Annotated in this window: 10 protein-coding genes and 1 pseudogene; 7 read left to right on the top strand and 4 right to left on the bottom strand. The window is 73.0% G+C overall.

Going from position 1 to position 12,428, the window contains the following annotated elements:
• Window positions 1-48 precede the first annotated feature (48 nt).
• The gene (locus CCN72_RS08030) at window positions 49-1,266 is read left to right on the top strand and encodes a hypothetical protein (RefSeq protein WP_143664061.1); all 1,218 of its coding nucleotides are present in this window, start codon (window positions 49-51) and stop codon (window positions 1,264-1,266) included.
• Between the two features lie 60 nt (window positions 1,267-1,326).
• Here the strand turns inward: CCN72_RS08030 and CCN72_RS08025 are convergent, their stop codons facing one another.
• Both CCN72_RS08025 and CCN72_RS08020 read right to left on the bottom strand, forming a co-directional pair.
• Window positions 1,327-2,331 carry a hypothetical protein gene (locus CCN72_RS08025; RefSeq protein WP_143664060.1) on the bottom strand — a complete coding sequence of 335 codons (1,005 nt, stop codon included), beginning with the start codon at window positions 2,329-2,331 and terminating at the stop codon, window positions 1,327-1,329.
• A 101-nt stretch (window positions 2,332-2,432) separates the two neighbouring features.
• Window positions 2,433-3,164 carry a lysophospholipid acyltransferase family protein gene (locus CCN72_RS08020; protein ID WP_086806905.1) on the bottom strand — a complete coding sequence of 244 codons (732 nt, stop codon included), beginning with the start codon at window positions 3,162-3,164 and terminating at the stop codon, window positions 2,433-2,435.
• Between the two features lie 240 nt (window positions 3,165-3,404).
• Between CCN72_RS08020 and CCN72_RS08015 the strand changes: the two genes are divergently transcribed.
• From CCN72_RS08015 to CCN72_RS07995, 5 genes are all read left to right on the top strand, one after another.
• Complete coding sequence (locus CCN72_RS08015; protein WP_086806904.1) at window positions 3,405-3,782, top strand: TlpA family protein disulfide reductase; 378 nt, start codon at window positions 3,405-3,407, stop codon at window positions 3,780-3,782.
• 208 nt (window positions 3,783-3,990) lie between these two features.
• Window positions 3,991-4,500, top strand: a complete 510-nt coding sequence (locus CCN72_RS08010) for a flavin reductase family protein (RefSeq protein WP_085562938.1) — start codon at window positions 3,991-3,993, stop codon at window positions 4,498-4,500.
• A gap of 229 nt (window positions 4,501-4,729) precedes the next feature.
• Window positions 4,730-5,515, top strand: a complete 786-nt coding sequence (locus CCN72_RS08005; RefSeq protein WP_037659364.1) for an electron transfer flavoprotein subunit beta/FixA family protein — start codon at window positions 4,730-4,732, stop codon at window positions 5,513-5,515.
• Window positions 5,516-5,568: 53 nt separating this feature from the next.
• Window positions 5,569-6,531 (top strand): electron transfer flavoprotein subunit alpha/FixB family protein, encoded by a 963-nt coding sequence (locus tag CCN72_RS08000; RefSeq protein ID WP_085562939.1) that lies wholly within the window; start codon window positions 5,569-5,571, stop codon window positions 6,529-6,531.
• 181 nt (window positions 6,532-6,712) lie between these two features.
• On the top strand, window positions 6,713-8,011 hold the full coding sequence (locus CCN72_RS07995) for a DUF6986 family protein (RefSeq protein WP_086806903.1): 1,299 nt from the start codon (window positions 6,713-6,715) through the stop codon (window positions 8,009-8,011).
• A 787-nt stretch (window positions 8,012-8,798) separates the two neighbouring features.
• Here CCN72_RS07995 and CCN72_RS07985 read toward each other — a convergent pair.
• Entirely contained in the window at window positions 8,799-9,848 is a 1,050-nt protein-coding gene (locus CCN72_RS07985) for a LacI family DNA-binding transcriptional regulator (RefSeq protein ID WP_086806902.1), read from the bottom strand.
• Between the two features lie 217 nt (window positions 9,849-10,065).
• On the opposite strand from CCN72_RS07985, the gene CCN72_RS07980 reads away from it, so the two are divergent.
• The gene (locus tag CCN72_RS07980; RefSeq protein WP_086806901.1) at window positions 10,066-11,013 is read left to right on the top strand and encodes an ROK family protein; all 948 of its coding nucleotides are present in this window, start codon (window positions 10,066-10,068) and stop codon (window positions 11,011-11,013) included.
• A gap of 27 nt (window positions 11,014-11,040) precedes the next feature.
• On the opposite strand, the pseudogene CCN72_RS07975 reads toward CCN72_RS07980, so the two are convergent.
• Window positions 11,041-12,246, bottom strand: a pseudogene (locus CCN72_RS07975) (glycoside hydrolase family 27 protein); the annotation flags it as partial.
• Window positions 12,247-12,428 lie beyond the last annotated feature (182 nt).

Below are 12,428 nucleotides of genomic sequence, written 5' to 3'. Positions count from 1 at the left end.
GCGAGGCCCTGGGCCGGGGGCTGCCGAGCGACCTGTAATCTCCCCCGCATGACGCACGGGGGAGCAGCAGCGGAAGAGGCCGACGGCGTCCGTCCGGCCGCCGGGGCGGAGCGCGGGAGAGGGCGGTTCTCCTGGCCGCGCGGGCACCCATGGCTCGCCTCCGCCATGGCCCTGGCCGTCGTCGCGGGCGGCGTCGCGGTGCCGCTGGCACTCGGTGGCGGAGGCCCCTCCTGTCGGCAACTCCCGGGCTCCACAAGGGCGTTGGCAGGAAACCCGGCGGCGGCGACCAAGGCCCTCGATCCCCGGGACGACATGTCCCGCTTCCCCGCCCTGCGTGCGCTGCTGCCGACCGGGAGGCTGTGCGGGGACGGCGGCCGGGTGCTCGGGACGGTGGTGGCCGAGGCCACGGGGACGGCCGCCGCGGGGACCACGGCCACCGCCGCGGACCACACCCCGGCCCAGGCGCGCGCCGTCTGGGCGGTCGTGGTCATCTACGGCGGGGCCGAGGTGCCGCCCGGCGCCGAGCCAGGACTGGCCCGGATGCTCGCCGGCTACATAGCCGACACCACACGGGCCTTTGCCGTCAGCCTCGACGCCAAGGCCCCCGCCGTCCCGGCCCGTTCGGCCACGGCGACGGACGAGACGGGCCGGTCCCGCTTCGGCGCCTTCCTCTCGCCCGGCGACGCGCACCCGGACTTCGCCTTCAACCAGGACCACGCGGTGGGTGTCCTCCTGGGCCCGCTCTTCGACGGGCTCGCCGGCGACCCGCAGGCGTTCGCGATCCTCTACGGCGCCGAGCGGGCCTATCTCGCCCACTACTTGGAACGCCTCACCGACAAGGGCACCGACCCCGGCTACCGGCCAGGGAAGGCGCCGAAGGGGCGGAAGAACCCCGAGACCCGGGAAGTCGACAGCGACCTGGACGACATCGCCCGCCGCGTCGGCGGCCTGCTGCGCACCCGGTCGAGCGCCGCCCGCGCCGGGCACATCGACCTCGCCGCCTACGACCGGTCCGTACGACGGCACACCCGGGGCGCCTACCGGGCGGCGCCGACCCGGCTGACCACCCGGCCCCCGACGGGCGGCATCGCGGGCCGCCCGGTGAGCGGGCCGGTGCGCGGCGATCTCATGGACGGGCGCGAGCAGTTGTCCCGGACGCTGGACGCCTGGGCGACGGCCCGCAAGGTCCCGGCGGCACGGGCGGCGGCCATGCGGCAGATCCTCGACGACGGCTACATATGGGCCTTCCGCGGCGGATCGACCTGACGGGCACGGGCGGCCCGGCCGTCGCCGGGCTCCGGTGGCGAGCCGGTCCGCCCGCCGTGCTCAGCCGGTCAGCCGAAGCCCCGAGCAGCCGTGCCGCTCGACCTGGTCCTCGGCGAAGGACCGCAGCAGTACCCGCCGTCGGGCGTCACCGATCGACTTCGAGGCCCGGATCGCGAAGTTGGCGGCCTCGCCGTCGCAGCGGGCGGTCGCGGTCAGCGGCATGCGCACCCCGCTGTCGGTGACCAGGCGGTCGCTCCAGTCGCCGTACCACGCGGCAAGGCTCAACTCCGCCTGTCCCGCAGGGCCGTTGCGCAGCGTCAGATCGCACCGGCCCCCAGGTGAGGTGTCGTTCAACAGCGGCTGGACCTGCCAGTTCCCGCTCAAGGGGAGCCTGGCGCGGGCCGCCCAGCCGCAGCCGGTGCCGGCCGCCCCGGACACCGGGATGCCGCGCGGCAGATGCGCGGAGTCCGGCAGCGCGCTCCCGGTGTCCTTCGGTACCGTCAGCGGCTTCGCGCCGCAACCCAGGTGCCGTGAGGCCGAGTTGACCAGCGGGACGACGGTCTCGTACACCGCACGCGGAGCGCGGGTGGTGTCCTTGCCGGGAGCCGCGACCACCAGCATCCGGCGCGGCCGGCCCGCCGCGTCCTTGCCGAGGGCCGGGCAGCGCAGCAGGAACTGGAGCTCGCCTGCGTCGTCGACGACGCCGGGCAGATCGCCCGCCAGCGGATAGACGGGCGAGAAGCCGTCCTGGGGGAAGGTGAGCAGGAACTCGGCGTCCCGGTCGTCGCGCCGGGTGTACGCGGACATCCGCACCACCCATGCGGCATCGCCGTGCCCGGCGAAGCGCAGATCGCACCCGTAATCACCGAGCCCCGCGTGCTCCGTGGTGTCCGCCCCGGCGAAGTGGCCGCCGCCCGAGGCGAGTTGCCGTACCGGACCCGACGGCAGCGCGCCGTCGCACGCGGTGCGCAGCAGCCACCGGTCCTTCACATAGGGCGCGCACAGCCACCCGGCCAGCGCCAGCACGGCCACCGCCGCGCACCACACCTTCCACCAACGCCGCATCGCCCAGCCCCCGTACAGCGATCGGTACCCGAGGGCCGAGTGGCCCTCCCGTCATGAGCGGGCACCTTATCGGGCGGGGCGCGGTGACACCGGTCCGGGTGTCAGTGGACCTGGGCGGTGGTCCGCAGCGCCTCCGCCGTCGGAGCCGTACCACCCAGGTGGGTCGGCAGCCACCAGGAGTCCTCGGGGCCCTTCGGGCGGCCCGGGTAGGCGCGCTGGGCGGCGTCCAGCAGTTCCTGCACCCGCTCGCGCAGCCGGCGGGTGATGGCCCCGGCGTACTGGTCGCGCGGCGCCTCCACGGCCTCGCCCACGCGGATGGTGACGGGCAGGTGGCTGCGCTTGAAGTCGCGCGGGTGCCCCTTGGTCCACAGCCGCTGCGTGCCCCACAGCGCCATCGGGATCAGCGGCACCCCGGCCTCCTGGGCGAGCCTGGCCGCACCCGACTTGAAGCTCTTCAGGGTGAACGACTGCGAGATGGTGGCCTCCGGGAAGACACCGATGACCTCACCGGAACGCAGCGAGTCCAGCGCCTGCGCGTACGCCGCCTCGCCCTGCCCCCGGTCCACCGGGATGTGCTTCATACCGCGCATCAGCGGACCCGAGATCTTGTGCCGGAAGACGGATTCCTTCGCCATGAACCGCACCAGGCGCTTCTGCGGCAGCGCGGCCAGGCCGTCGAAGATGAAGTCCAGATAGCTGATGTGATTGCTCACCAGCACCGCGCCGCCGGAGCGCGGGATGTTCGAGGACCCCTGGCAGTCGATCTTCAGGTCCCAGACCTTGAACAGCGTCTTGGCGAATCCGATGACGGGACGGTAGACCAGCTCTGCCATGGGCGGGGTGAACCCTTTCTGCTCTGCTCGGGAAAGGGGCTCCCGGCGGACAAGTTACGCAGCCGTAGGTTTACGGCGTCTCGCAGATCGTGCCCCAAGAACGTGCGGGGAGCCAGCTCTGGTGCCCGGCCCGGGCGAGATCCTCGTCACGTCCGCACAGGATTCACCCAGGCGCCGGGAATCTCTGCGGCGCGCCGGTTGTTTGCCCCCCGACGCCCGCAGAAGCGGGCGCCCCTGGAAGTGCCGCACCGGCGGCGGAGCGGGAGGGCACGGGTGAGCGGGCGCGACGACGCCGAAGCGGGCGGGAGCGGAACCGGACCTGACGCGGCCGAACTCGGCGGCGCTCTCGGCGAACGGGCCACCCTGGTCCAGTTCTCCAGCGCCTTCTGCGCGCCCTGCCGCGCCACCCGGCGCGTCCTCGACGAGGTCGCCGCCATGGTGCCCGGCGTCGGCCACATCGAGATCGACGCCGAGGCCCGCCTCGACCTCGTACGCGCCCTCGGGATCCTCAAGACCCCCACCGTCCTCGTCCTGGACGCGCACGGCAGGGAAGTGCGCCGCGCCGCCGGACAGCCCCGCAGGGCCGATGTCATCGCGGCGCTGGGGGAGGCGGTGTGAGGGGGCCTCAGCACCAGGTGAGAGACATCCCAGTTCCCGGACCGCACTTGACTGCGCGCGCCACCTATCGTCAGCCTGACCGTATGCCGACCGAACTCCTTCTCCACGGGCGGGCCCACGTCGACCTCGCGCGCACCGCGAGCGCCTGCTGTCCGGGCCGCTGAGCAGCCACGGACCCGCTCGCCCTCCCGAACAGAAGGACAACTCCATGACGGCCCTGCCCGGACTCGGCACTCCCCAGCTCGCCTCTCCCGATCTGCTGCGCTCCACCTTCCGCCGGCACGCCGCCGGTGTCGCGGTGATCACCGCGCGCGGCGCCACCGGACCGGTCGGCTTCACCGCCACCTCCCTCACCTCGGTCTCCGCCGAGCCCCCGATGATCTCCTTCGGAGTCGGCACCGGCGCCTCCAGCTGGCCCGCGATAGCCGAGGCCGACCACATCGGCGTGCACATACTCGGCGAGCACCAGGGCGACCTGGCCGCCACCTTCGCCCGCAGCGGCGCCGACCGCTTCGGCGCGCCCACCGCCTGGCGCGACGGCCCCGAGGGTGTGCCGGTGCTCGATGACGTGCTCGCCTGGCTGGTCTGCCGGATCGTCGCCCGCGTCCCCGCGGGGGACCACCGGATCGTGCTCGCGGAGGTCGTCCTCGGCGATCCCTCCGGCGGCGGCCGCCCCCTCCTCTACCACCAGGGCCGCTTCACCGCGCTGCGCGACTGATTGCGGCGTGGATCACGCTCCGATTCCCTGCACGGCGGTCGATTCCCGATTACGCTGCGTTGCGAAGGTCACAGTTCAAAGCGCTTGCTTAGCGGGCACGAACTGGATGTACTGACGAGTAATATTCCGGTCGGAGCGCGCTGACGCCCCGACCGGGATCGGCCGCTTCAGGCGCCTATGCTGCCTGCAAGAGGCAGCCAGGAAATCACGATGCAGTAGGAGAGCCGGCGTGAGCTTGAGGATCGTTGTCACTGTGAAGTACGTGCCCGACGCCACTGGCGACCGGCACTTCGCCGATGACCTGACCGTCGACCGCGATGACGTGGACGGTCTGCTCTCCGAGCTGGACGAGTACGCGGTCGAGCAGGCGCTCCAGATCGCGGACGAGGCGGACGACGCCGAGGTCACCGTGCTGACGGTGGGCCCCGAGGACGCCAAGGACGCGCTCCGCAAGGCCCTGTCGATGGGTGCCGACAAGGCCATCCACGTCGAGGACGACGACCTGCACGGCACCGACGCCATCGGCACCTCCCTGGTGCTGGCCAAGGCCATCGAGAAGGCCGGCTTCGACCTGGTCGTCTCCGGCATGGCCTCCACCGACGGCACCATGGGCGTCGTCCCGGCGCTGGTCGCCGAGCGCCTCGGTGTCCCGCAGGTCACCCTGCTGTCCGAGGTCTCGGTCGAGGACGGCACCGTCAAGGGCCGCCGCGACGGCGACGCCGCCTCCGAGCAGCTGGAGGCGCAGCTGCCGGCCCTGGTCTCCGTGACCGACCAGTCCGGCGAGGCCCGCTACCCGTCCTTCAAGGGCATCATGGCGGCCAAGAAGAAGCCGGTGGAGTCCTGGGACCTGTCGGACCTCGACATCGAGGCGGAAGAGGTCGGCCTGGACGGCGCGTTCACCAAGGTCGAGACCGCCGACGCGCGTCCGGCCCGCACGGCCGGCACCATCGTCAAGGACGAGGGCGAGGGCGGCAAGCAGCTCGCTGAGTTCCTCGCGGGCCAGAAGTTCATCTAAGGGTTCGCGCCCGCCGACCGCCCCTCAACTTCGTTACGCAGGAGAGCAATCCCATGGCTGAAGTCCTCGTCTACGTCGACCACGTGGACGGTGCCGTCCGCAAGCCCACCCTTGAGCTGCTGACCCTGGCCCGCCGCCTCGGTGAGCCCGTCGCCGTCGCGCTGGGCAACGGTGCCGCCGACACCGCCGCCACCCTCGCCGAGCACGGCGCGGTGAAGGTCCTCACCCACGACGCGTCCGAGTACGCCGACTACCTGGTCGTGCCGAAGGTGGACGCCCTCCAGGCCGCCCACGAGGCCGTCTCCCCGGCCGCCGTGCTGGTCCCGTCCTCCGCCGAGGGCAAGGAGATCGCCGCCCGCCTGGCGCTGCGCATCGGCGCCGGCATCATCACCGACGCCATCGACCTGGAGGCCGGTGACGAGGGTCCGGTGGCCACCCAGTCGGTGTTCGCCGCGTCCTTCACCACCAAGTCGCGTGTCATCAAGGGCACCCCGGTCATCACGGTCAAGCCGAACTCGGCCGCCGTGGAGGCCGCCCCGGCCGCGGGCGCGGTCGAGGCCCTCGCCGTGACCTTCTCCGACAAGGCCACCGGCACCAAGGTCACCGCCCGCACCCCGCGCGAGTCCACGGGTCGCCCGGAGCTGACCGAGGCCGCGATCGTGGTCTCCGGTGGCCGCGGTGTCAACGGCGCCGAGAACTTCGCGATCATCGAGGCCCTCGCCGACCAGCTCGGCGCGGCCGTCGGTGCCTCGCGTGCCGCCGTCGACGCCGGCTGGTACCCGCACACCAACCAGGTCGGCCAGACCGGCAAGTCGGTCTCGCCGCAGCTGTACATCGCCAACGGCATCTCCGGCGCCATCCAGCACCGCGCCGGCATGCAGACCTCGAAGACCATCGTGGCCGTCAACAAGGACGCCGAGGCCCCGATCTTCGAGCTGGTCGACTACGGCGTCGTCGGCGACCTGTTCGACGTCGTGCCGCAGCTGACCGAGGAGATCAAGACCCGCAAGGGCTGATCGCCGACCGGCTGTCCGAGGCCCCCGTGACCCGCGCGGTCATGGGGGCCTCGGTGCATCCTGAAGGCGGCATGAGGCCCTCGGTCGAGGTGTTGACCAGCCGGAACCGCGCCGGATAACTTCATTCTACGGATTGTTGATTCCGCAACGCGGAATTACAGTGGATATTGGAGGGTGTGGGATGGGTCAGCAGGAGAAGGTGGCGACCAGCCTCGCCGGCGCCGTCGGCGAGCAGATCAGCGCCTCGCTCGCCCCGGTCGACGCGGAACTGGCACGCCGCTACCCCGGGGACCCCGGCACCCGGCAGCCCGTCCACACCGTGTACGTCCCCGGTGACGCCTTCACCGCCGACACCGTCCGCTCCTGGGGCGATACGGCCCTCGCCGCGCTGGACGAACACGCCCCGGACGCCGCCTCCTTCGCCGCCGTCCTCGGCCTCGCCGACGACCTCGCCGAGCCCGTCCACTCCCGGGTCCGCGCCAAGCTGGAGCGCGAGCCGATAGAAGACCTGCGGGTCGACTTCGAGGACGGCTACGGCCCCCGCCCCGACGCCGAGGAGGACGCGACCGCGGCCCGCGCGGCCCGGCTGATCGCCGAGGCGTACGCGAAGGGGACCGCGGCGCCGTACATGGGCATCCGCATGAAGTGCATGGAGGCCCCGGTGCGGGCGCGGGGCATCCGCACCCTCGACATCTTCCTCACCGGTCTGATGGCGGCGGGCGGACTGCCCGACGGGCTGGTGCTCACCCTGCCGAAGGTGACCTATCCCGAGCAGGTGACCGCCTTCGGCCGCCTCCTGGAGGCCTTCGAGAAGGCGCACGGCCTGGCCGCGGGACGGCTCGGCTTCGAGATACAGATCGAGACCAGCCAGGCCATCCTGGCGACCGACGGCACCGCGACCGTCGCCCGTATGATCCAGGCCGCCGAGGGCCGCGCCACCGGGCTGCACTACGGCACCTTCGACTACAGCGCCTGCCTGGGCGTCTCCGCCGCCTACCAGGCCGGCGACCACCCGGCCGCCGACCACGCCAAGGCGGTCATGCAGGTCGCCGCCGCGGGCACCGGCGTACGCGTCTCGGACGGCTCCACCAATGTCCTGCCGGTCGGCCCCACGGAGCAGGTGCACGCCGCCTGGCGGCTGCACTACGGCCTCACCCGGCGCGCCCTCGCCCGCGCCTACTACCAGGGCTGGGACATGCACCCGGGCCACATCCCGACCCGCTACGCGGCCGTCTTCGCCTTCTACCGCGAGGGCTTCGAGCAGGCCGCGGCCCGCCTCGCCCGCTACGCCAACCGCACCGCGGGCGACGTCATGGACGAGCCCGCCACCGCCAAGGCCCTCAGCGGCTATCTGCTGCGCGGCCTGGACTGCGGCGCCCTCGACCTCACGGAGGTGGCCGAGCGCACGGGGCTGACCCGCGCGGGACTCGAGGGCTTCGCGGCGCCGAGGCGCGGCGACCTCACGGCCTCGGCGCAGTAGCCGGAACTCGCGGGGTTCGCCGGGCTCGCGGGGTGCACCGGGCTCGCGGGCGGCGTACGGTTCGAGCCCCGAGCCCGTCACCCACGCGCGCTCGGCGAACAACCGGGTGCCCCGTGCGCACAACCGCGCATCGCCGCGCGCCCGTTCGCTGAACTCCTCCGGACTCGCCCCGAACAGTTCCCGCAACCGCGCCGAGGAGGCGAGGAGTTCGGTGAGCAGCGGGCGCCGGCCCGGGTGGCGGCGGGGTGCGCCGGTGCCGTCGTGCAGGACTCCGTGCCGGTTGACGTAGGCGTACGCCCCCGACAGCACGGTGCCGTCGGCCAGTTGGACCTGGACGTCCGGCGCGGGCAGCCAGGCCCGCCGGAAGTTGCCGTCCGGCAGCGGTGCCCCCTCGCTGGCGTCGATCACGTCCAGCTGCCGCCGGTCCAGCCACAGCACGAACAACTCCCGTGTGACGGACGGCGACTTGACCGGCGAGGCGGAGACATAGCCCATGCGGCTGACGTGCGCGGAGGCGCCCACATCAAGGCCGGTCACCCGGGAGCGCACCATCGGGACGGGCGAGTCGAGCCCGAACTCGGCCACCTTGTGGCGTAGTTGACCGGGACAGGCGTTGGAGCCGACCGCGAGCACCGGCGCCCGGTCGTCGTACACCAGCCGGGTCAGCGGCAGCATCCGGTCGCCGTGCAGCAGTCCCGAACGGGCGGGCCAGGCACCCGGATACGTCAGCGGGTCCTCGCGCGGCACCCCGGCCGGCCCCAGCTCCTCCAGCGTGGCCATGGGCGGCTCAGCCGGCCGGGGGCAGCTCGCCCGAGCCGCGGGTGATCAGCCGGGTCGGCAGCTCGATCCGCTCCGGTGCGATGAGTCCGCCGTCCAGCTGGCGGAAGAGCCGCTCCGCCGCCGTACGGCCGAGGGCGGCCGAGTCCTGGGCGACCACCGTGACGCCCGGCCGCAGCAGATCGGCCAGCTCGAAGTCGTCGAACCCGACGAGGGCCACCTGCCGGGACCGCTCGGCGAGGACCCGGACCACGGTGACCGTCACCCGGTTGTTGCCCGCGAACACCGCGGTGACGGGCTCGGGTTCGGACAGCATCTCCTGCGCGGCCCGGCGCACCCGCTCCGGGCTCGTCACCCCGAGCGACATCCAGCGGTCCTCGACCGGTATCCCCGCGTCCTCCATGGCCGCCCGGTAGCCGCGCAGCCGCTCGGCCGCCGTGTGGATGCGGGGCATGTCCCCGATGAAGCCGATCCTGCGGTGGCCGTGCGCGATCAGATGGGCCACGCCGTCGCGGGCCCCGCCGAAGTTGTCGGACAGCACCACATCGGCGTCGATCCGGCCGGCCGGGCGGTCCACGAACACGGTCGCCACGCCCGCCCGGATCTCCGGCTCCAGATAGCGGTGGTCGTCCCCGGCCGGGATCACCACCAGGCCGTCCACCCGGCGTGCGCACAGCGCGAGCGCCAACTCCCGCTCCCGCTCCGGGTCCTCGGCGCTGGAGCCGTTGATCAGCAGGGCGCCGTGCGAGCGGGCGACCTCCTCCACCGCGCGGCTCAGCGGGCCGTAGAAGGGGTCCGCGAGGTCCTCCAGGACCAGGCCGATGCTCGCGGTGCGGCCCTTGCGCAGCACCCGCGCGCTGTCGTTGCGGCGAAAGCCCAGCGCGTCGATCGCCTCCTGCACCCGGCGCTCGGTGTCCGGAGTGACCCCGGGCTCGCCGTTGACCACCCGGGACACCGTCTTCAGCCCGACCCCGGCCCGCGCCGCCACGTCCTTCATCGTCGGCCGGTTGCCGTAGCGGCTTGCGGGGTGGCGATCCGCGCGGTGGGTGGTTTTGGGCACGATGCGCTGTCCTGTCCTGTCGTCCGTGGCCCCACGGGGTGTGATGCGGGCGGCCCATGGGCTTGTATGAGGATGTGGCGTCGAGCATAGAGCCTGGACAACGTTGTCAGGTGCGCGAGAGACTGTCGACCGCTCTGCGCGGGACCGTGCCCCCACCACCCGGCCGGCCCGCTCGGGCCCATGGTTTTCGATCGTTCGACGGGGAGATCACACACTGATGCGCACCGACCTCGTGGCAGCGCTGGACATCGGCGGCACCAAGATCGCCGGCGGTCTTGTGGACGGCCGCGGACTGATCCTGGAGCGGGCCCAGCGCGCCACGCCCGCCCGGCAGGACGGCGAGACGGTCATGCGGGCCGTCGAGGAGGTGCTCGGTGAACTCGCGGCCTCGCCCCTGTGGGGACACGTCCGCTCCGTCGGCATCGGCAGCGCGGGCCCGGTGGACGCCTCCGCGGGCACCGTCAGCCCCGTGAACGTGCCCGGCTGGCGGGACTTCCCGCTGGTCGAGCGGGTCCGGGCGGCGACCGGGGGACTGCCCGTCGAGCTGATCGGCGACGGCGTCGCGATCACCGCCGCCGAGCACTGGCAGGGCGCCGCCCGGGGCCATGACAACGCGCTGTGCATGGTGGTCTCGACGGGAGTCGGCGGCGGCCTGGTCCTGGGCGGACAGCTGCACCCCGGTCCGACCGGCAACGCCGGGCACATCGGGCACATCAGCGTCGACCTCGACGGCGACCCCTGCCCGTGCGGCTCGCGCGGCTGTGTGGAGCGGATCGCCAGCGGCCCGAACATCGCCGGCCGCGCCCTGGAACAGGGCTGGCGACCAGGCCCGGACGGCGATGCCTCGGCCGCCGCGGTGGCGGCGGCGGCCCGGGCGGGCGACCCGGTCGCCGTGGCCTCCTTCCGGCGGGCCGCGCGGGCGCTCGCCGCCGGGATCGCGGCCACCGCGACCCTGGTCGAGATCGACATCGCGGTGATCGGCGGCGGGGTCGGCAACGCGGGCGACGTCCTCTTCACCCCGCTGCGCGAGGCCCTCGCGGACTACGCCACGCTGTCGTTCGTACGGCGGCTGACGGTGGTGCCCGCGCAGATGGGCACGGACGCCGGACTGGTGGGCGCCGCGGCGGCGGCACTGATCAGGGGTCCGGGGCTGGTGCGGCTCTAGGCTCTGCCGGTCGGCTCAGTCCGCGCCGGCCGAGACGCGCAGCAGGACCGTGCCATGGGCCGGGACGGTCGCCGCGATCGTCCCGGTGGAGTGGCCGTCGGTGTGCCGCCACAGGTCCCGCAGGGTGTAGAACCCGGCACCGGGCAGACCCACGGCGGCGGCGGTGGTGGTGATCCGCCGCGCGGCGCCGGACTCGTTGAACAGGGCGACAGCGCGGCTGCCGTCGGCCATCTCCTTGGCGATGACCCAGCGCCCGTCCGTGTCGTCGACGACCGTGCCCTGCTTGCCGAGCGGGTCCTGGTCGACGGCGATGACCTCCGCGTTGCCCAGGATGTCGAAGGTGGCGGGCGTCGCCTTGCGCAGGTCGGTGCCGATGAGCAGCGGGGCGGCCATCACCGACCAGAGGGAGAAGTGGGAGCGGTACTCGGTGTCCGTCATCCCGCCGTTGCCCACCTCCAGCATGTCGGGGTCGTTCCAGTGGCCCGGACCGGCGTACGGGGCGAGCGGGAGGTTCTGCTTGACGATCGACAGCATGGCGGGCCAGCTGTCGCTGATGTCACCGGTGGTGCGCCACAGGTTGCCCACGTCCGGGGCCCACTCCCAGGGCTTGTTCTCGCCCCATTCGCAGATGCTGTAGACGATCGGCCGCCCGGTCGCCTTCAGCGCGTCCCGCATCGTGGTGTAGCGCGCTACGGCGTCGACGCCGAGGTTGTTGCAGTTGTCGTACTTCACGTAGTCGACGCCCCAGTCGGCGAACTGCCGTGCGTCGCCGTACTCGTGGCCCAGGGCGCCCGGCATGCCGATGAGGTCGCAGGTGCGCAGTCCCGCGCTGGTGTAGATGCCGAGCTTGAGCCCCTTGGCGTGGACATAGTCGGCGACGGCCTTGATCCCGTGCGGGAACCGGACCGGGTCCGGGACGAGTTCGCCGGTCAGGCTCCGCAGCGGGAAGGCCCAGCAGTCGTCCAGGTTGACGTACCGGTAGCCCGCGTCCTTCAGGCCCTTGGCGACGATGAGGTCCGCGATGCCCTCGACCATCGCCTCGTCGAAGCCGGGCCCGCACTGGGTGGAGTTCCAGTTGTTAAAGCCCATCGGCGGGGTGCGGGCGAGGCCGTTGTCGAGGCCGGGCGCGGCGGTGGCGGCCGGGGCCGTGACGAGGCCCGCGGTGCAGAGCAGTCCGGCGAGCAGAACTCCGGCTGCTCTTCGGTGGGTTGTGCGGGTCGAGGATGTGCGCATGGTCGACGTTCCTCCAACTCGCTCGGGATCGGCGGGCGTTCACGGTAGAATGTGTCCGAGTGTGTTGGAAGGGGTACGGCCGGTGTGCCCGTCGCCGTGCGGACGTGTGCGCTTCGGTGCCCTACCGGTCGTCGCCGACGCGGCCCCAGCCGGGGAGCGGGGGCTGGGGCCGCGTCGGCGAC

The organism is Streptomyces murinus (assembly GCF_002154555.1).
Classification (GTDB): domain Bacteria; phylum Actinomycetota; class Actinomycetes; order Streptomycetales; family Streptomycetaceae; genus Streptomyces; species Streptomyces murinus.
This window is presented reverse-complemented; position numbering and strand designations above follow the sequence as displayed.